The organism is Kordiimonas laminariae (assembly GCF_023008165.1).
GTDB classification, from domain to species: Bacteria; Pseudomonadota; Alphaproteobacteria; order Sphingomonadales; family Kordiimonadaceae; genus Kordiimonas; species Kordiimonas laminariae.
The window spans coordinates 377,252-402,120 of record NZ_JAKQZA010000004.1 but is presented as its reverse complement, the minus strand read 5'-3'; the positions used below and the strand labels follow the sequence as shown (position 1 = coordinate 402,120).

At 45.3% G+C, this 24,869-nt stretch carries 21 protein-coding genes; 11 read left to right on the top strand and 10 right to left on the bottom strand.

Features of this window, described 5'->3' with window-relative positions; all coding sequences use genetic code 11:
• The first annotated feature begins 198 nt into the window (after nucleotides 1–198).
• From rpsF to MF542_RS10445, 4 genes are all read left to right on the top strand, one after another.
• Nucleotides 199–582: a 30S ribosomal protein S6 gene (rpsF, locus tag MF542_RS10460; RefSeq protein ID WP_247018933.1), complete on the top strand. Its 384-nt coding sequence runs from the start codon at nucleotides 199–201 to the stop codon at nucleotides 580–582.
• A complete protein-coding gene (gene rpsR, locus MF542_RS10455) occupies nucleotides 582–812 on the top strand; it encodes a 30S ribosomal protein S18 (protein WP_247018931.1) in 231 nt (76 codons plus the stop codon). Before rpsF ends, rpsR begins: the two co-directional genes overlap by 1 nt.
• Nucleotides 813–836: 24 nt before the next feature.
• Nucleotides 837–1,439, top strand: coding sequence for a 50S ribosomal protein L9 (rplI, locus tag MF542_RS10450; RefSeq protein WP_247018929.1), 603 nt, complete (start codon nucleotides 837–839; stop codon nucleotides 1,437–1,439).
• 202 nt (nucleotides 1,440–1,641) lie between these two features.
• Nucleotides 1,642–3,168: a replicative DNA helicase gene (locus MF542_RS10445; protein WP_247018927.1), complete on the top strand. Its 1,527-nt coding sequence runs from the start codon at nucleotides 1,642–1,644 to the stop codon at nucleotides 3,166–3,168.
• Here the strand turns inward: MF542_RS10445 and MF542_RS10440 are convergent, their stop codons facing one another.
• From MF542_RS10440 to MF542_RS10425, 4 genes are all read right to left on the bottom strand, one after another.
• Nucleotides 3,169–3,414 (bottom strand): hypothetical protein, encoded by a 246-nt coding sequence (locus tag MF542_RS10440; RefSeq protein WP_247018922.1) that lies wholly within the window; start codon nucleotides 3,412–3,414, stop codon nucleotides 3,169–3,171.
• A 99-nt stretch (nucleotides 3,415–3,513) separates the two neighbouring features.
• Complete coding sequence (locus MF542_RS10435; protein ID WP_247018920.1) at nucleotides 3,514–3,852, bottom strand: ferredoxin family 2Fe-2S iron-sulfur cluster binding protein; 339 nt, start codon at nucleotides 3,850–3,852, stop codon at nucleotides 3,514–3,516.
• Nucleotides 3,849–5,009 carry a cysteine desulfurase family protein gene (locus MF542_RS10430; protein WP_247018918.1) on the bottom strand — a complete coding sequence of 387 codons (1,161 nt, stop codon included), beginning with the start codon at nucleotides 5,007–5,009 and terminating at the stop codon, nucleotides 3,849–3,851. Before MF542_RS10430 ends, MF542_RS10435 begins: the two co-directional genes overlap by 4 nt.
• Nucleotides 5,009–6,130, bottom strand: a complete 1,122-nt coding sequence (locus MF542_RS10425) for a cysteine desulfurase family protein (protein WP_247018913.1) — start codon at nucleotides 6,128–6,130, stop codon at nucleotides 5,009–5,011. The genes MF542_RS10430 and MF542_RS10425 overlap by 1 nt, the downstream gene beginning before the upstream one ends.
• Before the next feature lie 160 nt (nucleotides 6,131–6,290).
• Between MF542_RS10425 and MF542_RS10420 the strand changes: the two genes are divergently transcribed.
• Nucleotides 6,291–6,935: an alpha/beta hydrolase gene (locus MF542_RS10420; RefSeq protein WP_247018912.1), complete on the top strand. Its 645-nt coding sequence runs from the start codon at nucleotides 6,291–6,293 to the stop codon at nucleotides 6,933–6,935.
• Between the two features lie 21 nt (nucleotides 6,936–6,956).
• Here MF542_RS10420 and MF542_RS10415 read toward each other — a convergent pair whose 3' ends face one another.
• Nucleotides 6,957–8,117: an anhydro-N-acetylmuramic acid kinase gene (locus MF542_RS10415; protein WP_247018910.1), complete on the bottom strand. Its 1,161-nt coding sequence runs from the start codon at nucleotides 8,115–8,117 to the stop codon at nucleotides 6,957–6,959.
• Between the two features lie 126 nt (nucleotides 8,118–8,243).
• Between MF542_RS10415 and tyrS the strand changes: the two genes are divergently transcribed.
• Nucleotides 8,244–9,494 carry a tyrosine--tRNA ligase gene (gene tyrS, locus MF542_RS10410; protein ID WP_247018907.1) on the top strand — a complete coding sequence of 417 codons (1,251 nt, stop codon included), beginning with the start codon at nucleotides 8,244–8,246 and terminating at the stop codon, nucleotides 9,492–9,494.
• A 41-nt stretch (nucleotides 9,495–9,535) separates the two neighbouring features.
• Here the strand turns inward: tyrS and MF542_RS10405 are convergent, their stop codons facing one another.
• Entirely contained in the window at nucleotides 9,536–12,802 is a 3,267-nt protein-coding gene (locus MF542_RS10405; protein WP_247018905.1) for a YhdP family protein, read from the bottom strand.
• Between the two features lie 93 nt (nucleotides 12,803–12,895).
• Between MF542_RS10405 and MF542_RS10400 the strand changes: the two genes are divergently transcribed.
• The 5 genes from MF542_RS10400 to MF542_RS10380 all read left to right on the top strand — a co-directional run bounded on the left by MF542_RS10400 (nucleotide 12,896) and on the right by MF542_RS10380 (nucleotide 18,902).
• The gene (locus MF542_RS10400; RefSeq protein WP_247018903.1) at nucleotides 12,896–15,808 is read left to right on the top strand and encodes a bifunctional [glutamine synthetase] adenylyltransferase/[glutamine synthetase]-adenylyl-L-tyrosine phosphorylase; all 2,913 of its coding nucleotides are present in this window, start codon (nucleotides 12,896–12,898) and stop codon (nucleotides 15,806–15,808) included.
• A 15-nt stretch (nucleotides 15,809–15,823) separates the two neighbouring features.
• A complete protein-coding gene (gene bcp / locus MF542_RS10395) occupies nucleotides 15,824–16,288 on the top strand; it encodes a thioredoxin-dependent thiol peroxidase (RefSeq protein ID WP_247018901.1) in 465 nt (154 codons plus the stop codon).
• A gap of 5 nt (nucleotides 16,289–16,293) precedes the next feature.
• On the top strand, nucleotides 16,294–17,112 hold the full coding sequence (locus MF542_RS10390; protein WP_247018900.1) for a ferritin-like domain-containing protein: 819 nt from the start codon (nucleotides 16,294–16,296) through the stop codon (nucleotides 17,110–17,112).
• A gap of 124 nt (nucleotides 17,113–17,236) precedes the next feature.
• Nucleotides 17,237–18,493: a peptidoglycan DD-metalloendopeptidase family protein gene (locus MF542_RS10385; RefSeq protein WP_247018897.1), complete on the top strand. Its 1,257-nt coding sequence runs from the start codon at nucleotides 17,237–17,239 to the stop codon at nucleotides 18,491–18,493.
• Nucleotides 18,474–18,902 carry a bactofilin family protein gene (locus MF542_RS10380; RefSeq protein ID WP_247018895.1) on the top strand — a complete coding sequence of 143 codons (429 nt, stop codon included), beginning with the start codon at nucleotides 18,474–18,476 and terminating at the stop codon, nucleotides 18,900–18,902. Before MF542_RS10385 ends, MF542_RS10380 begins: the two co-directional genes overlap by 20 nt.
• 114 nt (nucleotides 18,903–19,016) lie before the next feature.
• On the opposite strand, the gene MF542_RS10375 is transcribed toward MF542_RS10380, so the two are convergent.
• The 4 genes from MF542_RS10375 to MF542_RS10360 form a co-directional block, all read right to left on the bottom strand.
• Nucleotides 19,017–19,595, bottom strand: a complete 579-nt coding sequence (locus tag MF542_RS10375) for an ATP-dependent Clp protease proteolytic subunit (RefSeq protein WP_247018893.1) — start codon at nucleotides 19,593–19,595, stop codon at nucleotides 19,017–19,019.
• A 36-nt stretch (nucleotides 19,596–19,631) separates the two neighbouring features.
• Nucleotides 19,632–20,760, bottom strand: a protein-coding gene (gene prfB, locus MF542_RS10370) for a peptide chain release factor 2 (protein ID WP_247018891.1) whose coding sequence is annotated in 2 segments (ribosomal slippage) — nucleotides 19,632–20,690 and nucleotides 20,692–20,760 — 1,128 coding nt in all. Because the reading frame shifts where the segments join, the coding sequence is not laid out codon by codon here.
• 44 nt (nucleotides 20,761–20,804) lie between these two features.
• Nucleotides 20,805–23,315: a penicillin-binding protein 1A gene (locus tag MF542_RS10365; protein ID WP_247018889.1), complete on the bottom strand. Its 2,511-nt coding sequence runs from the start codon at nucleotides 23,313–23,315 to the stop codon at nucleotides 20,805–20,807.
• Nucleotides 23,316–23,385: 70 nt separating this feature from the next.
• On the bottom strand, nucleotides 23,386–24,576 hold the full coding sequence (locus MF542_RS10360; protein ID WP_247018881.1) for an N-acetylmuramoyl-L-alanine amidase: 1,191 nt from the start codon (nucleotides 24,574–24,576) through the stop codon (nucleotides 23,386–23,388).
• Nucleotides 24,577–24,869: the final 293 nt, after the last annotated feature.

Genomic DNA, 24,869 nt, shown 5'->3' with positions numbered 1-24,869 from the left:
AAGGTAAAGGCAAGCATTTAACGTAAAATATTTATGCATAGCTAGCTTTCACTTGCTTTTCCGCCACAGCAGCGTTATAGAGGCGCGTCTTATTCACGGACCTAGTTCATAAGGTACCAGAGAATACAGATTTTTGAAGCGAGCTGGAGGCTCCTTTACCATGGTGGTGGGAGAGCGATCAGCACATAGGAGTTAAACATGGCTTTATACGAGCATGTTTTCATTGCGCGCCAAGACATTAGCGCGTCGCAAGTGGAAAGCATTACTGCTGACTTCTCTAAGATTATCGAAGAGAACGAAGGCAAAATCGCCAAGAGCGAATACTGGGGTCTTAAGAACCTAGCCTACAAAATCAAAAAGAATCGCAAGGGTCACTATGTTCTTCTGAACATCGACGCACCACACGCAGCTGTAGCTGAGATGGAGCGTCAGGCACGCCTACACGAAGATGTAATGCGTTTCATGACAATTCGCGTTGAAGAGCTTGAGGAAGGTCAATCGATCGTTCTTCGCTCTAAAGCAGACAAAGACAACCGTCGCCCACGTGGTGAAGGCCGTGGTCCAAAAAGGGAGTCTAACTAATGGCTGCTCGTCGTCCATTCTTCCGTCGTCGTAAAACTTGCCCGTTTTCTGGCGAAAATGCACCAAAAATTGATTACAAAGACGTAAAGCTGCTTCAGAAGTATGTTTCTGAGCGTGGTAAAATCGTTCCTAGCCGTATCACTGCTGTATCTGCAAAGAAACAACGTGAGCTAGCGAAAGCGATCAAGCGCGCACGTAACATCGCTCTGTTGCCTTTCATCGTTCAATAATCGCTCACGCAAAGGAGTCCTAAAATGGAAGTTATCCTACTAGAACGCGTTGCGAAACTCGGCCAGATGGGCGATGTTGTAAGCGTAAAAGACGGCTTTGCTCGTAACTTCCTGTTGCCACAGAAGAAAGCTCTTCGTGCAACAGAAGCTAACAAAGCTGCATTCGAAGCAGACCGTGCACGCCTAGAAGCTGAAAACCTAGAACGCAAAACTGAAGCTGAAGCTGTAGCTGCTAAGATCGCTGATCTTAAAGTTATCATGATCCGTTCTGCTGGTGAAAGTGGCCAGCTGTACGGTTCAGTATCTTCACGTGACATCGCTGAAGCTGTTGCTGAAGCAGGCGTTAAGGTTTCCCGTAACCAAGTTGTTCTTGATCGCGCGATTAAAACTCTTGGTCTGCACGACGTTGTTCTTTCACTTCACCCAGAAGTATCTGTAACTGTTGTTGTGAACATTGCACGCTCTGCTGAAGAAGCTGAGATGCAGTTCGAAACAGGTGCAGCTGTTACTTCAAACACTGAAGAAGAAGATTTCGACGCTGAAGCTGAATTCGCTGCTGAAGAAGAGACTGAAGTTTCTGAAGAAACAACTGAAGAAGCTGCAGAAGAAGAAACTACTGAAGAGTAATTCTTCTTATTATATCTATTATGAGAAGGCGGCCTTTGGGTCGCCTTTTCTTTTATATGCGTTCAGAGCGTAACTTATCCCCATAGTTATCCACCTGTGGAAAAAACAACGTGAAAAAAGTGCACAAAAGAGTTGCGCTGATCAGCAATCCAATTATGTTGGCACGCCTGTTTGAGACCCTCAACGTTGGAAGGTAAGCCCGATGGAAGCACTAATTGGCGATGTAGCAAACGATACAGAGCACAATGATGAGCTTAATTACCGTCAGGCACCTCATAACCTTGAAGCAGAACAAGCACTCCTTGGTTCAATTCTCGTAAACAACGAAGCTGCGCAAAAAGTACAAGGCTTTCTCGAACCTGAACACTTCTTTGAACCTGTTCATGCGCGCATTTACGAATCCGTTCTTAAGTTGATGGATAAAAACCAGATTGCTGATCCTGTTAAGCTAAAACCCTATTTTGATAGTGATGAAGCGCTTACTGATGTAGGGGGTGCCCAGTATTTGGTGCGCCTCGCAGCATCTGCAGCAACCATCATTAACGCTGAAGATTACGGTCGTACCATCTATGATTTGGCAATGCGCCGCGCGCTTATTCAGATCGGGGAGCGGATGGTAAACGATGCGTACGATGCACCCGTTGACGCTGAAGCCACAGAGCAGATTTCAGACGCTGAAAAACAGCTGTTTGATCTTGCGGAAATGGGCCAGGCGGAAACGGGTGCACAGTCTTTCTCAAAAGCTGTACGCGTTGCTGTAGAAAATATTGAGAGTGCCTATAAAGACCCAGATAGCCTATCTGGTGTAACAACAGGCCTGACCCAACTTAATGACAAAATCGGTGGTCTTCACAATTCTGACCTTGTGATTCTTGCTGGTCGTCCTGCGATGGGTAAAACATCGCTTGCAACAAATATCGCCTATAACGCAGCAGAGCGCTATATGCAGGATAAAGAAGCAGGGAATGAAGATAAATCAAAAGGTGCCGTAGTATGTTTCTACAGCTTGGAGATGTCAGCCGATCAGCTTGCCGCACGTATTCTATCGGACGTATCTAACCGTCACTATGACGGACCAGACCCCATCCAGTCTCACCAGATGCGTCAGGGTAATCTTGATGAAGGTCAGTTTGAGGCAATTGCACGCGCTGCCATGATCTTGGAAGATCTACCACTCTTTATTGACGATACCCCTGCTCTTACCATTGCTGGTTTGCGTACACGTTCACGCCGCCTGAAACGTCAACATAATCTAGGGCTGATTGTGGTCGATTATCTACAGCTACTTCGGGGTAGTAATAAAGGCGGCAGTGAAAACCGTGTGCAGGAAATCTCCGAAATCACACGTGGTCTCAAAGGTTTAGCAAAAGAACTTCATGTTCCTGTAATCGCACTTTCACAGCTTAGCCGTACCGTGGAGCAACGTGAGAACAAACGCCCAATGCTCTCTGATCTTCGGGAATCTGGTTCGATTGAGCAGGATGCGGATATGGTGATGTTCGTATTCCGTGAGGAATACTATAAAGAAAAAGATGAACCTTCTCAGGCAGATCAGGAAAAACACCTGGCGTGGCAAGCAGAAATGGAAGCGCTATACGGCAAGGCAGAGCTTGTTATTGGTAAGCAGCGTCACGGCCCCGTAGGGACCGTGCATCTAGCCTTCGATAAATCATCAACTCGCTTTAGCGACCTCGTTGAAGATGATCATCTGCCTGATCGTTTTGAATAATTAATCGCAAGTGATAACGGTTTCAGAGCCATCATCATGGGTAACTGTGATTGTTTGCCCTTCATTGCACTGAATTTCTTTACCCTTAAAGTGCACATTGGAATTTGAATACCAACCTTTATTATCTGAAGAGTAACGAACTTTCACACTGGTTCCATCACTGCTGTCACCACCAGATGATGTTAGCGCAGCAACAATGATGGCAACGACAATCGCACCACCGAAAATTATATTTCTATTTTCCATTTTTCTTTCCTCGCATTTGCTTAACGCAAAGGGCTTCCCAACCCTCATAAGAATATAGGAAAGAATTTCAAAAATTTAAAGGTGTCTGATACTTAATCCCTAAAAACCCAGCATATTTCGCTTTTCAGCTGGTAGGTAAAGTATAAGTCCGTCCAGATCTGGCGTTACATCCACCTGGCACCCAAGGCGGGAAGTCGCCGTTAGCCCCGACGCTAAATCAAGCATCTCTTCTTCATCTTCGCTCGCTTCAGGCAAGCGATCAAAAAATTCTTCAGCAACAATCATATGGCATGTTGAACAGGCCATATTCCCTTCGCAAACGCCTTCAATATCCAGCCCTTCTTCCTGAGCTAGCTGAAGAAGCGAAACGCCGGGTTCTGTCTGAATGTTAACCTCAGTTCCATCAGGCTTCACAAACGTAACAGTTACTTTATTCACGCCTTCAATCCCCCAAGTTTATGAACCGCTTCAATCAAGTAATCCGCAGCGTAATCTAGTTCTTCGTCAGTGGAAAATCGGCCAACGCCAATACGGAGTGATGATCCTGCTTCTTCTTTACTAAGCCCTATGGCTTCAAGAACATAGGAATGGCCTTCGATGGCAGAAGCACACGCCGCACCACTGGAAACAGCTAACTCTCGGATACTTGAAATCAAAAGATCACCATCAATCCCAGTGAAAGAAATATTCAAATTCCCTGCCCAACGCTGTTCAGAATCACCGTTCAACCTCAAACCGGGCAAAGCGCCGGACAGCTTGGTTTTAAAGCGCAGCATCATCAATGCTAATCGCCCTTCTTCCTGCTGCATATCAGTAGAAGCTAGTTCCGCGGCTTTCCCTAAACCCGCAACAAGCGCCGGCGCCTGAGTACCAGAACGTACACCGCCTTCCTGACCGCCACCAGACATCTGCGGTGTCAGGTAGGTTTGCCGTATATCTCTTTTATAGAGTGCGCCCACTCCCTTTGGACCATATATCTTATGGCCCGAAATACTCATGAAATCGATATTAAGATCATCAACATCGAGTGCAATCTTACCAAATGCCTGAGCCGCGTCTGTATGGAACAAGGCACCAACAGCCTTAGCCATTTCACCAATTTCTTTAAGCGGCTGGATAACCCCAATCTCGTTATTTACTGCCATAACGGAAATGAGCGCTGTTTTATCATCAAGCGCTTCATGTACACGATTGAGATCTAACAACCCGTTTGGCTGAACTGGTAATACTTCAAGTTCATAACCACGTTGAGCGCAATATAGAGCAGCTTCAAGAACACACTTATGTTCTGTCGCAACAGTTACAAGCTTAGGTCTCTTTTCTCCCCAAACATCCATTACACCTTTAATCACCAGATTATTGGTTTCCGTTGCACCCGACGTGAAAAAGATTTCCTTATCCTTAGCTCTAACAACAGCCGCCACATTTTCACGCGCGATATCCAGTGTTGCTTCTGCTTCCCAACCATACCTGTGCGTACTTGAATGGGGATTTCCGAACGTTGCACCAAGGTAAGGCAGCATCGCTTCTTTTACCCGTTCATCAACAGGTGTTGTTGCTTGATAATCCAGATATATGGGTTTCTTAATGACCATTATTTCCGCCCAAGAGTACGGTCGTGAAGGGATTTCCAAGCCTCGATGAACTTGTCTACATCGCCTTCTGTCGTTCTATAGCCCAGTGAAACGCGAATAGAGCTTTCAGCAACGTCATCTTCATATCCCATCGCGGAAAGTACATGAGATACTTTTACCTTGCCTGATGAACATGCTGAACCAGAAGACACACAAATGGATGCCAAATCAAAATGCATCACCTGTGTTTCGCCTTTCACGCCTCGCATGGCGATACAGCTGGTATTAGGCAGGCGTTCAGCTTCAGCACCAATCAAGACTGTTTCGTTAGAATGCTCTCTTATCGCGGCTTCAATTTTATCACGGTATACTGCAAGCTTTTCAGTCTCTCCAAGTTCGGCCATCGCTTCGAATGCAGCCACACCAAACCCAGCGTACCCTGCAACATTTTCTGTACCTGAACGTCTACCCAGTTCCTGGCCACCACCGACCATAAGAGGTTTAAGGGGTGCTGTTGGTGCCAACACGACGGCCCCTACACCCTGTGGGCCGCCAATTTTATGGCTGGAGAGCGTGAGATAATCTACACCTAGAGAAGCTCGGTCTAGCATCAATTTCCCTGCGGCTTGCACAGCATCAGTATGCACGAACGCCCCATATTCCTTAGCGACAACGCTTACTTCCGCAACAGGCTGAATGGCTCCCATTTCATTATTCGCAAGCATGACAGAAACAAGAGCAGGCTTTTCAGCTTTTTCTAAAAGTTCGGCAAGAGCATCCAGCTCCACGACGCCAGCCCCTGTAACGGGGATTCGATAAACCGGTATTCCAGCTGTTTTAGCTGCAGCAAGAACACAGTCATGCTCAATTTCAGAGATAATCAGGCTCTTAGCTCCTGATCCATGAAGTACAGTATTATTAGCCTCTGTCCCGCCGCCACAGAACATCACATCCCGCGGGCGGCACCCCGTGAGCGCTGCTACTTGAACTCTGGCTTCCTCAACAATTGCACGTGCCTTGCGGCCAGCAGCATGCACAGATGACGGATTTCCAACTTCAGCCATAACCTCTGTTACTTTTTCAATCACAGAAGGCCGAATCGGACAGGTTGCGTTATAATCTAAATAGCTAATTGTTTTCATAGAAGCTCACATAAGCGGAAAATTCGGCCTATTCAATTCTATTTTTAACATAAACGTCGAGTTTACTTGCGATTCATATGTAAAATTCGATATATCGTGTTCAAATAGTATCGCTAGGTCAAAAACATATATCAACGAAAAGCGCAAAAAGAATTTCATTATGTCAGAAATTATCTTTAACGGTCCTGCGGGCCGACTTCAGGGACGTTACCAACCAGGTAAAACAGATACTGCGCCAGTCGCCCTTATTCTCCACCCTCACCCGCAATATGGCGGCACAATGGACAATAAGGTTGCCTACTATCTTTTCCACGCGTTTGCGCACCGTGGTTTTGCTACACTGAGAATTAACTTCCGCGGGGTTGGCCGCAGTGAAGGAGAATTCGATAATGGTATCGGCGAACTATCTGACGCCGCATCAGCGCTTGATTGGCTACAGTCTATGAACCCGAATTCAACAGGTTCATGGGTTGCAGGTTTCTCATTCGGTGCATGGATTGGAATGCAGCTTCTTATGCGCCGCCCAGAAATTCGCGGCTTTATTTCAGTTGCACCACCTGCAAACCAATATGATTTCTCATTCCTGGCACCTTGTCCGTCATCAGGTCTTATTATTCAGGCGGATAATGATGATCTGGTTACACCAATTTCTATTCAGAAACTGGTTGAAAAGCTGAAAACACAGAAGGCAATCACAATCCACCATGATGTGATCAAAGGTGCAAACCACTTCTTTGAAACTGAACTAAACGCTTTAATGGCTTCAGTAAACGGCTACCTAAATATGCGTTTGGCAGCCGAGTAATCAATATAGCTTCCGCAGATATCATCTGCGGAAGCGCTTTTTCTGAGGGAAATGAATTTCCCCACCTTTTGTTGGCGCAGCACACCCTGTTGTGCTTGGAATACTAAGCGGCAACCCTCTTTCACTTCGTGCGGCAAGAAAGGCAAATGCCTCCGCTTCCAAGGCATCACCCCGCCATCCAAGAACTTCGACTGGATCAACAAGAACTGGTATCCGTTTACGCAAACGTCGCATAATTGTTGGGTTGTGGCGTCCTCCACCACATACGAACCAAGCCTCAGGCGGTTTTGGGAAATGACTTTGGGCAGCAACTACTGATTCCACCATAAAATCTGTAAGCGATGCTGCACCATCTTCCGGTGAAAGACCTCGAACTGTCTGGATATTGAAATCGTCCCTATCCAGGGTTTTAGGTGGCTCTTCATCAAAATATGGAGAAGCGAGAAGCCCCATTACCACTTCATCATGAGACCTACCGCGTGCAGCAAGTGCTCCATCCGTATCGCATGGTTCACCTGTATGGATTTTCGCCCAATCATCAAGCATTGCATTCCCTGGCCCCGTATCAAACGCAATAATCTCGGGGCCATCTTCTCTGTTTTCGAAGGAAACCCACGTCACATTGGCAACACCGCCAATATTTAGCACTGCCACAGTCTGATGTTTTCGAGCACGAGCGAGAAGCGCGGCGTGATACAGCGGTACTAAAGGCGCACCCTCACCACCGTTTTTAACATCAGCCGTTCGGAAATCATTCACGACAGTGATGCCTGTCTTTCCAGCCAAGCGGCCACCATCACCAATTTGCCATGTCCACCCTCTGTCAGGGCGGTGCGTAAGTGTTTGGCCGTGAAAACCAATCAGATCAATCTCATCAGGCTTTTGCCCAGTTACTGAAAGAAGTTCCTCTACTGCATGCCCATGCCAATCAGTGATTTCTGTTTCAAGTTCTCTGATGCACGGGTGCACGTCGTCATCTGGGCCAGCACTATATGCTAAATCGAGACCTTTACGAATGCGATCACGAAGGTCCTGCGGATATTCAATAGTAAGAGAAGGCCCCATACGCTCGATTCTCACACCGTCTGTGTAAAGCATCGCAGCATCTACTCCATCCATTGATGTGCCGCTCATAAGGCCAATAGCGCACTTAACTTCCCCAGTTTCCCCTAAAACAGTCATAAAACCCCTTCATTTCACCAAAACCACCCTCTTGGGCTTTGCCTTTTCCGTACCCTATGGTACATCAGCCTGCTCTGAAACAATTTATTAATCCAACCAGTAAAATAAGGCCAGATAGGCAAACCTATGACACAGTTAAAATCGGAATTTCTAAATATCCTTCAGGAACGTGGTTACATTCATCAAGTAACTGATCTTGAAGCCCTTGATAAAAAAATATCTGAGGGTCCGATTTCTGCTTATATCGGTTTTGACTGTACAGCCCCGTCTCTTCATGTGGGTAGCCTTGTACAGATCATGATGCTGCGCTGGCTGCAAAAGACTGGTAACAAACCAATCGTCCTTATGGGCGGCGGTACCAGTAAAATTGGTGACCCTTCCGGCCGCGACGAAAGCCGTCAGTTAATGACAGATGAGATCATTCAGAATAACCTGGATGGTATTTTCACTGTTTTTAACCAGCTTCTTGAATTTGGTGACGGTAAAACAGACGCTAAAATGGTCAATAATGATGATTGGCTTTCCAGCTTGAGCTACATCCCATTTTTGCGTGAGATTGGCCCACACTTCACCATCAACCGTATGATGACATTTGATAGCGTAAAGCTTCGCCTTGATCGCGAACAGCCGCTGACTTTCCTTGAATTCAACTATATGATTCTTCAGGCGTATGATTTCATGGAACTGGCGAAACGTGAGAGCGTTTCCCTTCAAATGGGTGGCTCTGACCAGTGGGGTAATATTGTAAACGGAATGGAACTCGCACGCCGTATGGGCGGAGGCCAGCTTTTCGGCCTTACAACACCTCTTATGACAACATCAGACGGTAAAAAAATGGGTAAAACAGCCAATGGCGCTGTATGGTTGAATGAAGCTCAACTCCCAGCTTATGATTACTGGCAATTCTGGCGTAACACAACTGATGCGGATGTTGGTCGTTTCCTACGTCTGTTTACAGAGCTTCCAATGGATGAAATTGCTCGCCTTGAAGCTCTTGAAGGCCGCGAGATCAACGATGCAAAGATTATTCTGGCGAATGAAGCTACAAAACTTTGTCGCGGATTGGATGCTGCGAAAACAGCTGAAGCAACAGCAAAGGAAACATTTGAAAAAGGTGGCGCGGGCGCTGACCTGCCAACCATCAATGTTTCGTCTGAAACCCTAAACGCAGGCATCAATATTATTGACCTGTTTGTTCAAGCTGGGCTTGGTTCCTCCAAAGGTGAAGTACGCCGATTGATCAAACAAGGTGGTGCAAAACTTAATGATGTGAAGGTCGCTTCTGAAGAAGTAACTGTCGCGGCGGCAGATATTGCAGATGGACAGATCAAGTTATCTGCTGGTAAAAAACGCCACGCTCTGGTGAAACCAGAATAGATACCATATTGTTAGTACCTAATATTAAAGGCTTTGCATATTTATGCAGGGCCTTTTTCTTTTGGAACGTTCTCAGAAATGTTAGCTGGGTTATCTGCAGCAGCTGGTTCTGGCTTTGGGGCTTCTTCTTCAACATCAGCAACCTTACCTTTTTTGCCTTCAAATAACAGGCGTAAGAAGCCGGGGGCTATGCCAGATAGACGACTGATATTAACTTCAGGATCATCCGTCAGCCCCTTAACACGGTAAGTGACACCAAAGAGGCCTTTACCTTCCCCTCCCGAGAATAAGCCGCCTAAAAGCGGGATTTTACCAAGTAAGCTATTGATGCCATATGCCGGCACGATAACACCATTGATGTTGATCTTACTTGAATTTGCATCAATTTGGCCTTCCATTGTCATCCCAAATGTTGGGCCATTGGCCTTCATATTGGAGATATCCAGAAGGTTGTTTTTGAGTTCAAACGGTAGATCGATTACATCCAGGTCTATTGCTCCTGACTCGAGATATTCATCCAGCCCTGAAATCGTACCGGTTTTTACTTCATCGTTTAATTGGCTGGAGGCAACTAACTTAGTAGCCGAAGCTTTCATTAATGCGTCCTGAAGATGCAGCTTACTGCCCCAACCACTCATTTTCGCCGTTAATGTCATGTCACCACGATGTAATTGAGACAGAACACCTATACCTCTTAGGAATTCACCGGCATTATTGGTCTCAATATTGAGGTCACGCCCATCAACTTCATCAGGTGCAACAGTAATTTCAATACCCTCACCTTTTATGTTCATAGCATCAGGCTCGGCATTCTTGAAACTAATACCTGCTTCAATATTCTTATATTTAGCACCGTTTAAAAGTAATAAATCTGCCGCCGTGACATCTAGATTGTAATTTAAGCCACTACCTTGACTAACTATTTGTGCGGTACTCTGTTTAGATGTCACCTCTGCTTGCTTCTCCTGTTCGCTAATGAGGGGAGCTATATCAAGTATATCAGCTGTGAGCGTCGCGGAAATATCATTAGAGACATCTTTGAAAACTTCCGCAACAAGCCCTTTATTCCGGCCTAGTTGTTCAGCTTTCGCTTTAACGGTAAATTGGTCTGCGCGCCCAAGAATATCAACCTCCGCCGTCAGATCAATATCCTCGCCTTTCACAGAAAGAGGCGAGATCTTCACTTCTTCACCATTAAAAAATATTAACCCATTCAAATTAGCCGCATAATTCGGTTCTTTTCGGTACCCTAACACATCAAGCTTTAATGCTGCCTGAGCAGCATCAGCGGAGAAATACCCCATACGGAAATTAAAATTCCGCCCTAAGAATGTGGCTTCCGCCACAGTTTTTCCCTCTAAATATTCGGATACATCTACACCTAACTGTGCGAGTTCCTGCTCACCAACCATACCGGTGAGAACAATATTCGTGGTGTCCGCAACAGGATCAAGCCGACCAGCAGCAAAGTTCTCAGTCCAATGAAAATCAACAGCGACATCATTAAGCAGACCAGAACCATCCGCCTGCAGCTCATCGGGTGTTAGATGCAAGGCCATTGTAGCCTCTTTCACACCTTCACCGTTCAGAATATCCTTAACAACAGCGCCTGTTATATCTGCATTAATGTCGTACTCAACATCTAAGCCCCCACCAACTTTTTTATAAAGAGGTAGGCTAAGGAGAGCTTGCACATTCGCATCGCCACCAAGACGGTCTAACCCAATTCCCATTTTTTTCGAAATACTAACTGGATGGTCATCAAGGACCGTTAATATCTCGCCGACTGGGCCACGCATATTAATATTGAAATTACCATGCGAACCATTTTTAACGTTAATATTGGATAGAACAGCACGAGAGCCGCCAACCGCAAGGCCTTCTACATTTGCCTCAGAAACAAAAATCTCAAACTTGCTTTCGGATAAAACGCTTCTTCCCCTAGCGTCTCGCAGAGGTTTCATTGTTTTTACAAAATGCGTGTCCAAATCTTCGAAATCAAAAGTGAGTAATAGAGAACTACCGTCTTCAAAAGGCGAGGAACCATCTGTTTCAACAATATATTGGAACTTGGTATTTCTTACTGTGCCTTTCAGCATATGTTGAGAAACCCAAGCCCTCGCTCCTCGGTGCCTACCATCAGGGAAAGTTTTAATTGGCCAGTATTTAAGAACTTCGGCTACATCTGTTTCATCAATTTCCAGATTAACTCGCATACCCGGTGTTTCAACGCCATCTTCCCAGAACAGGAGACCATCGCCGCGAACGACCGAATTTTCTATTCCTATTTCCACCTGATCCAGCGAGAATGTATCTTCCGCAACGCTATAGCTACCCGTAATCACGCCATACCGAATAGGCGCTGGCACCGGATAACTTATTTCATTTGTTAAATATCCATCGCTTAGTACGATTTCATAACCTGCCGAACGGAGCCCAACATCAGCGCCCATTTCAAGCGTTAACTCAAGCCCAAACGGCACTTCGATATAACTCAGAAAATCAGGTGCCCCCGGGATACTTAGAAGGTCAGCGGGCGTAAGTTCACTAAAAGCGACAGAGACAGACACCTCGCCAAAATCAGGTTCTGTACTCCCAATCAATCGCAGTCTGGTAGGCGTTTGCGCAAACGTAACATCCAGTTGGGAGCTAAGCCCAAGAGTTCTGTCATTACGGTCCAAAGCAAGGTTTTTCACCGAGACAGGTAGAGCTCCGTATGTAGCTCCTCTGTTAATTTCAACAACCGAGTCATTCAGAATAATGCTATCAAGCGCTGGCGCTCTCTGCATCAACCTTCGCCCAAAACGGCTGAAAGCCTCCGTTACTGGTTTTAAAACTTCTGGTTTCGGAATAGAGCCATTTACAAATAGATCATCAAATACACTTCCATCGGTATCATCACTAAAACCACCAATATCAAGAAGCTTAATATTTGCTCGGTCTATCTCTACTGTTGAAACTCGTACACCAGCGAGAATTTGACTAAAGCTTGTACCAATACGTATTTCGGGAACATCTGCTGTTAATCGCTGCCGCCTATCAACTAGGCGAATATCCTTTATCGCTAGCCAGGGCCTAACAGACCGCCAATCCCAGCCAATATCGGCAGACGCATAAGAAACATGCCAACCAGGTAAAATGGTTTCCGCCTGATCGAGAATATTTTCTCTCGCAAAATCCAAATTAATAGGAGCAAAGAAAAGACGAGCGAATAACAAGCACATCAATAACGCGATAGTAGTTAGTCCCCAGATACCAGTACGAACAATAATAGCCGAAAAGCGTGTTAAAGGCTGAACAGTTTTCACACACTTTCCCTTAATATCAATTGCGCACTTGATTTCGTCTGGTTCAAATTTAACACTGTCTTCAAATCCAATCCATGTATCAGGATGTAGAGCATGTCCGCACCCATCAGTCCATACCCTTCCGCTTATGATACGGCAAAAGCCGACGAAATTTGGGCACTTCTTGGTATTTCAAGCGATGACGACGATAAAATAGCCGACTTAAAGGCTAAATCAGCCGCCATTTTTGGTAACAGTCCTTATCTGTCATCGCTAGCTATACGATTTACAGATGAAATTACCTCGTACCTCTGCTCAGATTTAGAATCAGAGTTAGAAAAGTTATTCACCGAAATGGCTAAGGCACGGCCAGATGGTGAAACAACCAACGACTTAATGGCATACTTGAGGAACTGTAAAAGCAAACTTGCTCTCCTTACAGCAGTCGCAGATGTATCCAATATTTGGCCCCTTAAGCAGATTACTAAAGCATTAAGCGACTTTGCCAGCCTTGCGCTTGATATCGGCCTTTCACATCTTTTGCATCAACGTATGAAAAAGGGTGAGCTAAATTGGCCAAATGGTGAAGCGGAAGCTGTTACACCATCCTTAGGCCGAAATAGCGGCTATTTCCTTCTTGGAATGGGAAAGCTAGGTGCAGGAGAACTGAATTATTCATCAGATATTGATCTTATTGCGCTGTTCGATCCTGAACTTGTTCAGTACTCTGGAAATAAAACGCCAGCGCAGTGCTATATTAAAATCACACAGGAACTGATGCAAATTATCGAAAAACGCACCATGCATGGGTATGTTTTTCGGACAGATTTGAGGCTCAGACCTGACCCTGGCTCCACACCTGTTGCTATCAGCGTTTATGCCGCTGAAAGTTACTATCATTCAATGGCAGCTAACTGGGAACGTTCTGCAATGATCAAAGCCAGCGTAGTGGCTGGGGACAGACAGGCTGGAGAACAATATCTCCAATCGCTATCTAGCTGGGTGTGGCGTAGACATATGGATTTCGCTGCTCTCAAGGATATTGCCAGTATCAAAAACCAAATTGACCGTCACTATCAACAAACCGATTTAGCTGTGGGCCCTGATTACAATGTAAAACTCGGCAAAGGAGGTATCCGCGAGATAGAGTTTTATGCGCAAATCAATCAGCTGTTGCATGCAGGCAGACATCCAAACCTGAGAATTAAAGGAACAATGGAGGCCTTGAGGCTCCTACTCAAGCAGGAATTGATCTCAAAAGAAAACACAACTGCTTTAATCGAGGCCTATATCTTCCTTCGGACAATAGAACACCGTATTCAAATGGTGAATGATGAACAGTGTCATAGCATCCCCAGCGAACAAGAGCAGATTAAGAGGTTAGCCCTATTTTCCGGTTTCTCATCTGAAGCTGAGTTATTTGATGCTATATCGATACACAGCGCTAAAGTTAGTAAGATTTATGCAGAACTGCTGCCAAATGACCAAGCGTCAGGCGATACACTTTGCTCTGAAATGTCGGTCCAGCAACAGCTTGCAGAAAACAGCTTCCCGAATATTGAGGGCTGCTTATCTGCGATTAAGGACTGGAGGAGCGGTAAATATAGGGCTCTATATACAGACCGTGCAAAGCGGCTATTAGATCAATGCCTGCCTTCCCTCATCGTAGCATTCTCAAAAACTGACAATCCTGCTGCAGCTTTAATGCGGTTCGATAAGTTTCTGAAACAACTACCAGCCGGCGTTCAACTATTTTCGTTATTGCAAAGCAACCCGTCCCTTTTCAAGCTTTTGGCGCGTGTCATGGGCCTTGCCCCAGCTCTTGCCGAAACACTTGCAAAAAAACCAACCCTTTGGGATATGGTTTTAGAGCCCCATTTTTTTGAACCAATTGAAGACCACCAGTTCATAAAGCAAGATCTTGAAATCAGGTTATCCGCTGCTAGGGATTTTCAGGATGTTCTGGATTTTGTAAGAATCTTTGTAGCGGAACAAAAGTTCCGCGCAGGAATTCATCTTCTAGAATCCATTGCTAGCGTTGAAGAAGTTGGCTCCGCCCTCACCCGTGTTGCAGATGTTACTCTTGAATTGCTTGTCCCAGCAGTTGAAAGAGAGTTTTCCCGCCGTCACGGCACTTTTCCAGGCGGCGGTATTGCTATACTCGCTATGGGCAAATATGGCGGTAAAGAACTTACACATACCTCAGATCTTGATATTGTGTTTTTGTATCATGTCGAGGGGGAATGTATAGCTTCTGATGGCGAGAAATCCTTAAGTCCAAGCCAATATTATTCTCGCCTTGGCCAAAATATTATTACAGCGATCACAGCACTTACTTCTGAAGGCAGGTTATTTGAAGTAGACACACGCCTTCGACCATCAGGGTCTCAAGGGCCACTCGTGGTTACCCTCAAAACTTTTGAGGATTACTATGAAAACAGCGCCTGGACATGGGAGCATATGGCCTTAACCAGAGCACGTCTTATTCTCGCCCCTAAGGCCATGCACGCCCCATTGGAAAGAGCGATAGAAACTGTTCTAACAAAAGCGAGAGAGGAAAAATCACTAGTTCAAGCTGTTCATGACATGCGCACTAAACTATTCTCAGAGTTTGGCTCTACCAATAAATGGGCTGTTAAACATTGCCAAGGGGGCCTGGTGGATATGGAATTCATTTGCCAGTATCTGATGCTTCTGCATGGTAATGGGCATCCCAATATTTTCACCCCTACCTTATCCAAAGCGATTAACAAACTGAATGGCATTGGCGCTCTATCAGATGCTGAACAGACTGGCATGCATGCAGCACATGAATATATGCAGCAAATTCAATCGCTTCTAAGACTTTCTGTCGGGAGTGCGCCAGCTTCTGGTGAAGATATTCCCGAAGGCCTGAAATTGATAATGCTCCAAACAACACAAAAAAAGAATTTTGCAGAGTTAGAGAACCAATTAGCGAAGCATCAAGATTTTATATACAAACTTTATCAAAGCCTGATAGAAACGGCAGCAAATCAAATTGCTTAATACAAGGGATATGAAATGACACTTGAAATTGGATCTGTCGCACCAGATTTTAAACTACCTGTCGATGGCGGTGAAACACTTCAATTAAGTGATCTTCGCGGCAAGAACGTTGTGCTTTATTTCTATCCCAAAGATGATACCCCAGGCTGCACTACCGAAGCTAAAGACTTTACGGCACAGGCAGCTGCTTTTTCAGATGCTAATACCATAGTGTTAGGCATGTCTAAAGACACCGTTGCGAAACATGAAAAATTCATTGCAAAACATGATCTAACTGTTCAGCTCGTATCCGACGAAGAAGGTAGCGCAATTGAAGCATATGGGGTTTGGGTAGAGAAAAATATGTATGGCCGTAAATATATGGGCATTGAGCGAGCAACATACCTAATTGATGCTGAAGGTATCATCCAAAAAATATGGCGCAAGGTGCGTGTAAAAGGTCATGTTGGCGCCGTACTGGAAGCCGCTCAAGCACTGTAACGACAATGAGCATTGCTTTCGAAAATATTGGCGAAGCTGCTATTGCTGTTCTGAAAACAGAAAAAGCGCGAGAAAAAGCCGAACGAGCAAGAATGGTTGCGGCGGCCTGGAAAACAGGCCGCATGCCTTTTGAATTCCCCAATATGCCACCAGATCGCCCTGCCCGTCCAAAACGACCGGAACTACTTGATCCTGCTAAGATGCCAAAACGAAGAAAAGGTGGCACCGATGGCAACCGCCGTGCACTTTTACATGCCGTTGCACATATTGAGTTAAATGCCATTGATCTCGCTTTTGATATCGTAGCCCGCTTTGGCGCCATGATGCCTCGCAGTTTTACCGATGATTGGATTAAGATCGGAGATGATGAAGCACGGCACTTCACTATGCTATCCAGCCGCCTTAGATCTCTTGATTGCTTGTACGGTGATTTACCGGCCCATGACGGCCTTTGGCAATCAGCTATAGATACTAAAGAAAGTTTACCCGCAAGGCTCGCCATTGTTCCCATGGTTCTTGAAGCAAGAGGCCTTGATGTAACACCAAACATGATTGAGCAGTTCAGGAAAAATGGCGATGAGGCATCCGCGGATGTTCTTAAAACCATATATGAGGAAGAAATCAGCCACGTGGCGGCAGGTTCTCGTTGGTTTAAATTTCTTGCTCAAAAAGGCGAAATTGACCCAGAAGAATGGTTTCAGGATTTAGTGCAAGCTTATTTTAAAGGACAACTTAAACGACCTTTCAATGTACCCGCCCGCAACAAGGCGGGGATGCCTGTAAGCTTCTATGAACCTTTAGCTGATATGCTCGAAAGCACATAAATGGCTTGACCTTTTGGTCCAAAATGGTTGGAATGCAGCCGAATAAGCTTTTGTGTAAAGCAAATATAGATAAGTAGTGCGAAAGTTGAACGATTGGCGAGGGGCGCTTTAGCGCGAGGAAACTTTGACTAACGAATTGTCTTTTAAAGAGAAATTTCACAGTTGGCGTGGAAAATATTTTCCTGAACGTCAGCTGTTTTTGCGTAGCGAAGGCCGAGTAAGATTTCTTACTATTGGTAGCTATACGCAAATTGCTATGTCGACGGCACTTTCAGGCTTTCTTATATGGGGCAGCATTACAACTTATGCGTACCTGACACGTGATTTAAAGCTTGAAGAAAAAAATAAAACTATCTCAACGATGTCTAACCAGTATCAATCGCTATCCAGCGATTTTTCTGCACTAGAGGTTGAGGTAGAGCGACGCACAAAACAGCTGGAAGAACGCCAAAAATTCTTAGAAGAAATGGCTAAGAAAACAGGTGTGGTAGTTGACGAAAGCACGTCGCTTGAAGTTTCAGACCAGGAACCGCAAACGATAGTACCGAGAAACGATGAAGAAAAAACATCGTCACTCTTCCAAGAATTACTAGGATCCAAACCTGCGGCAGCGACGGAAGTAGCAACGAACATTGATCGCAGGAAATCACTCCTTACTCGTTTAGAGAATGCAGAGGCACAGCAGCGCAACTTTGCAACTGCGATGCTTGCGAAATTACAGGCCGATAGTAGTTTTATTCAAGAAACATTAAAGCCAACAAAACTGACAACAGAAGATATCCTAACGCACATGGACGGCAATGCTGATACATACGGCATGGGAGGCCCTTATGTACCAGAAACCGGCTTCTCTGCTGTTTTTGAAGCAACAGATCATAAAACATTTGATGACTTAAATAATGAATGGCTTCGCCTTGAGATGGTCACAAATGCGCTAGATAGTTTTCCTGTAGGCAAACCTGCAGAAAAATACTATGTCTCCAGCAAATTTGGACGCAGGCGTGACCCGCTCAAGAAAACTTGGGCGAACCACCCTGGGCTAGATTTAGCAGGTTGGCCTGGCACTGCGATTTACGCAACGGCCCCAGGTAAGGTAGTTCATGCAGGTTGGTTTGGCCCATATGGCCGAATGGTAGAAATTGAACACGGAAATGGCTTTAAAACCCGCTATGGGCATATGCGCAAATTACGTGTTAAAAAAGGTGAAGAAGTAACCGTAGGGACGCGGGTTGGAGATATGGGTAAAACAGGCCGTGTAACAGGCACCCACCTCCACTACGAAATCTGGTTTAATGGCAAAGTCAGAGACCCAGCCCCCTTCTTAAAGGCAGCAAATAATGTTCTCAAAATCCAGGGAAGAGATGAAGAAACCAGCGAATAATTCAGGTATGACTGCTCGCTCATCAGCGACAGCAACGCCATCCATCATTGGCTCAGATGTTCAAATTGAAGGCAACATCCGCACAATCGGTGAACTACAACTAGATGGCAACATTATAGGCGATCTAGCATGTGGCGGCTTGGTAATGGGCGAAACAGGCTCTGTTAAAGGTACTATTACAGCAGACAACGTAACTATCCGCGGCAAAGTTAACGGCGAAGTACGTGCACGTTCCGTAAGGCTAGAAAAAAGTTCTGTGGTTGAAGGTGATATTTATCATGAAAGCTTGTCTGTAGAAGCAGGCGCCAAGCTTACTGGTCACTTTGCTCATACAAACAGCCCAGCCGAGGCAAAAGCTGACAAGACAGAAACACCTTCTTTTGTAGCGAAAAAAGAAGCCGCTGAATAATATCAGATGCATAAACTATTTTAAAAGGCGCCTTTTAGGCGCCTTTTTTTGTTACGAAAAAAGGCGCTGACCAAATGGCCAGCGCCTTTAACATAACACTAGCAGAAACAGTAATTACTTAATCTCATCCTGATTTTCGATAATCTTGTGAACAAGTCCGTATTCTTGTGCTTCTGTAGCTGTAAGCCAAAAATCACGGTCTACGTCCGCGTCAATTTTTTCAAATTTCTGACCAGTTGCTTCAGCAAAAATGCGATTCAAACGTTCACGCATTACTACAATCTGGTTGGCTTGAATTTCAATATTAGAGGCATCACCACCAACACCGCCGCTTGGTTGGTGAAGAAGGAAGCGAGTATTAGGTGTAGTAAAACGGTTTTCTTTGTCAGCCGCCACATAAATTAGCGCACCTGCACTCGCCACATAACCTGTACCAACAACCTTTACAGCAGGCTTAATGAACTTGATAGTATCATGGATCATATCACCAGCTTCAACATGCCCACCTGGCGAGCAAATAATCATGGTAATTGGATCATCAGAAACATGCGCCATAGCATGGAGGCGTGCACAAATTTCCGTCGCCATTTCCATGTTGATCGGACCTGTTACAAAAACCTTGCGTGCCTCAAATAGAATTTTACTCAGATGTTCGCTTTGTTTGCTTTCATCTTTTTTGTCTTGTTCAGTCACAATAAATTCCTTTTAGTTTGGCCCTAGCCTAACTGATTAATCAATATCTGCAACATCTGCATTTTCGCCGTGCACCCGCGCCGCCAGCGCTGCTGCCATAAACTTATCAAGATCACCATCCAGAACCTTTTGTGGCTGACCTGATTCCTCGCCGGTACGTAAGTCTTTCACCATCTGGTACGGCTGCATAACATAGGACCTAATCTGATGCCCCCAACCAATATCAGTTTTTTGTGAGTTTACAGCATTAGCTTCCTCTTCGCGCCGCCGAAGCTCAGCTTCATACATTCTTGCTTTCAGCATATTCATAGCAGCAGCTCTGTTTTTATGCTGAGAACGTTCCGCCTGACACTGCACCACAATACCGGAAGGTTGGTGTGTAATCCTTACTGCACTATCAGTGGTGTTTACATGCTGACCACCCGCACCAGATGCACGGTAAGTATCAATTTTCAGATCACCTTCATTGATTTCAATATCAATTGAATCGTCAATCACTGGGTAAACCCACACGGAGGCAAAACTAGTATGGCGCTTTGCATTCGAATCGAACGGAGATATTCTTACGAGTCGATGAACACCTGATTCGGTTTTTAACCAACCATAAGCATCCTCACCTTTCACCTGAATAGTCGCTGACTTGATTCCCGCTTCCTCACCATCCAGGTACTGTACGGTTTCATACTTAAAGCCACGGCTTTCTGCCCAACGAATATACATGCGAAATAGCATGCTTGCCCAATCTTGAGCTTCCGTCCCACCAGCACCTGCGTGAATTTCAACAAATGTATCGTTGCTATCAGCTTCACCGGAAAGAAGGGCCTGCAATTCAGCTTTTTTCGCTGTTTCAACGAGTGCATTTAAAGAAGTTACTGCTTCTTCTTCCATATCTGCATCGCCATCCATTTCAGCAAGTTCAATAATTTCAGATGTATCGGCAAGATCTGTCTCGATCTCACGCACAGCTTTGATAGCGTCATCAAGCTTAGTACGCTCGCGCATCAATTTCTGTGCATTTGTTGGATCGTTCCAGAGGTCGGGATCTTCTGAAAGAGCATTAAGCTCCTCAAGCCTTAATAAAGCACGATCCCAGTCAAAGATGCCTCCTCAGCAGCGCCATTGACTGCTGAAGTTGGTCTACGGCTGCCTGAGCTTCCGCACGCATAAACAAATTCCTTTTTAAGTTCGAATAAAGATATAGGAAGGCGGCTAGTAAATACCACCCGTACCTTTACGAATTGTGCTCTTGCTTTTACCAACTGGGAGCGAGCCGTCAAGTACTGCGAACTGACCAGTGCGAGGTTCGGTGCCCGGTTTAAAGGCTTCCAAGATAATATTCTTATCGCCATACTTGGCTGGTTCGCCCGTTTTTGAGTTCACGCGCACTAACCGAATACCCGACGGCATACGGAACGGAATACCAGGTTCTCCCTTCAGTGCGTCTTTCATAAAATCACGGAATACAGGAACAGCGACACTGGAACCTTCTTCAAAGCGACCAAGTGAACGTGGCTGATCGAAACCCGTATAAACACCAACAACCATGTCTGCTGAAAAGCCCATAAACCAAGCGTCAAAACTATCGTTGGTAGTGCCAGTTTTACCAGCAAGCGGTTTATCCAGCACGCGGATTTTCCGGCCTGTGCCAGACTGCACTACCCCTTCCATTATGGAAACCATTTGATAAGCAGTAAGAGGATCAAGCACCTGATCGCGATTATCAGGGATTTCAGGCTCTTCACCAGATGCAAGTGTAGTTACACGACAGGATCCGCAGTCCCGGTTGTCATGCCGGTATATTGTTTTGCCTCGACGGTCTTGAATACGGTCTATAAGGGATGGTTCAATTTCTTTACCACCATTCACAATCATACCGTATGCCGCAGAAAGCTGGAGAAGAGTAACTTCCCCTGCCCCAAGTGAAGCCGCCAACGAAGGTTCCATATTTTCATCAAGACCAAAACGACGAGCATAATCCATCACGGTTCCCATCCCTAGATGCTGCGCTAAACGCACCGTCATCAGGTTACGAGACTTTTCAATACCAAGGCGAAGGGTACTTGGACCGTAAAATTTATCTGAGCTGTTCTTTGGTTTCCATTTACCAAGACCATCACCTTGATCAATTACAAAAGGAGCATCCAGAACAAGACTAGAAGGTGTAAACCCCTTATCAAGGCCAGCGGCATATACAAATGGCTTAAAGGCAGAGCCTGGCTGGCGCTTTGCCTGTGTGGCTCGGTTATACTGGCTTAGCTTGAAATCAAAGCCCCCTGCCATTGCATAAACCCGGCCTGTATGAGCATCCATCGCCACCAAAGCACCATTAATTTCTGGGATTTGTTGCAAGCTATAACGCTGTACGTAACCAACTTCTTCGCCAGAAGCGTCCCAGAAACCATTTAATGAATAGGCTTCAGTATTCCGAAGAGCCTTAACTGGCACAACATCACCAATACTTAGAACTTCTGCAGTATCCTTAACCTTGGCCCCTAAACGCTGACCGGAGCGCCATTTACGGGCCCACTGCACTTCCTCGAAAGGAATAAAACCGTACGAACCATCTTTAAGACCAATAATAGCACCATCTGCTCTCACCTCATGAACAACTGCATGTTTCCATGAAGACACTCCAAGTGGCTTCTTCACATTGTTCAGGCGATTATTCCAAACATCATCCACTTCAATACGGCTGATCGGTCCACGCCAACCGTGCCTACGATCATAAGCGACAAGCCCGTCCTGAAGCGTACGTTCCGCTATAGCCTGCAAACGTGGCTCGAGTGACGTACGTACTGACAGACCACCCTCATACAGAGCTTTGGTACCAAATTCTCGATCAATGTTGCGACGTACTTCTTCGGCAAAATAATCAGCGCGAAATTCAGCGTGGCCAGAGCGCGGACGCATTATAAGGTCTTCCGCAATCGCAGAATCATACGTTGCCTGATCGATATGCCCGAGTATGAGCATTCTACCTAAAATCCAATTTCGGCGCCCCACAGCGCGCTCTTTATGGCGGCGTGGATGATAATTATGCGGCGCTTTCGGTAAAGCTGCCAAGAATGCCATCTCTGCAATGGTGAGTTCATTTAGCGCTTTGTTGAAGTAATTAAGTGAGGCTGCTGCCACTCCATAAGAACGATTACCAAAGTTAATTTCATTTAGATAAAGCTCTAGAATATGATCCTTTGAAAAAGCTCGCTCAATCCTGAGTGTCAGGATCATCTCTTTAATTTTACGATCAAGCTTTTGGTCAAGTGTTAGCAGGAATGTGCGCGCCACCTGCTGGGTGATGGTTGACCCACCTTGCAGTGGCCTGCCTTGAATAAGATTAGCGACATTCCGAATATTACCACGGATCATGCCCATATAATCGAGGCCGTTATGACTGTAGAAGTTCTTATCTTCCGCGGATAGAAAAGCGTTAATAAGCTGATCTGGCACCGCATTAATTGGTACAAATAATCGTGGTTTACGAGAAAATTCTCTAAGCAGGGAACCATCACCCGCATGAATACGCGTTACCACTTCAGGCTCATACTTCGCTAGTTGCCTGTAATCTGGTAGGTCACGTCCATAATAAACGATTGCCCAAACAACCACACCTACAGCAGAAACAAAGCCAACCACACCTAGAATAAGACTATACTTAAACAGCCTACGCCAAAGTGATTTCTTGACCTTCTTGGTTTCTGTTTTTTGTTCTGTATCAGTCATTAAACGCCGAATTCGTTATATTACTTCTCTATCGTGCGGTATCGCAGGAAATTGTGTCTCTGTTAAGGCATTATCGACCAAGAGCAATTTGCAGATCAAAATACTTATTCACTCCTGCACTCACTGCTTTAGCAATGCGGCGCTGACCGTCTCTGCTATTAAGCATACGCGCATCCTGCTTATTGGTCTGATACCCCGTTTCAATCAAAACTGATGGTACATCTGGAGATTTAAGCACAAGGAAATTTGCAAATCGGTGCCCCCTACGATGCATTTTTACCTGCCTACGCATTTCAGGAACCAGTATCTCTGCGAATTGGGCTGAGTTATTCATGGTTTCACGTTGAGCTAAATCAATCAGAATACTCGAAACTTCATTATTGGTTTCAGCAAGATCAACACCCGCTAAAATATCCGATTTGTTCTCTTTTGCAGCCAGTCGGGCAGCTTCTTTATCTGAAGCATTTTCATTCAAGGTATAAACTGTACCACCTCGCACTTTTGAATTCGCGATAGAATCCACATGAACACTGATAAACAAATCAGCCCCCATACGTTTCGCTATCTCAAATCTCTTGCGGTGCGGGATATAAATATCTTTATCCCGTGTTAGATAAACCCGGTAGCGCCCGGTTCTCTCAAGCTCTCGTTTAATTTCTCTAGAAATTTTAAGAGTAAGTATCTTTTCGTTAGATCCGTATCGACCAAGCGTGCCAGGGTCAGGACCTCCATGCCCCGCATCCACGACAATTATACGTTTACCGTCATAGCTCTTCTGAACAGGCTCGACAGAAGGAACTTGTGCGACAGTTTTTGTTATTTGAGGCTTGGAAGATTTAACCGCCGCTAAAAAGTCTGACTGACTACTTTCAGCTAAATCAATAACGTAACGGTTTGAATACCCTTTACTGGCTGGAAGCGAGAAAGACTTTCGAATAACGGCAGCTTTGTTTAGATCCAACACAATGCGATACGTATCAGCAGAAAAAAGACCATGCCTGTATTTCCCAACCAGACCTGATGCTTTAGCCGTTTTTTGAGATTTCCAATTGCTGTTAGGAATATCAATAACCAACCTGCGGGGATTAGCCAGCATAAATATACGTGGTTTAACAGGTTCGGAAACATCCATCACAAACCGTGTGGTTGCACCATTCTTCCCAAAGCGAACACCTGTGATATCGACATTTTGTGCAAAAACAGAAGCGCTATCTCCCAAAAGAAGGAGCAACAGCACAGCGACTAAACCCAATTTACTCAAACTGATTTCCTCAAACCCGTCAGCTAAAAGCACAGTTATTTCTTTTAATAATAAAAACAACTAGCACCTGAGACAAGAAAAACCAAAAATTTGACGGTAATACGACAGAATAAATAGACGAACTGAGGTTTTCTGCAATTATTGGAATAATTTCGATTGTAATCCATTGCTTTCGTGGTTACCTTCATTTTGCGAGTTTTCCGATTTTTCATATTACGGATATGAGAGATCGCGGCGCTGGTAATACGCCTTGGAGGTCTACAGAATTCAGACCACCGGTATTGAAGCGCCTT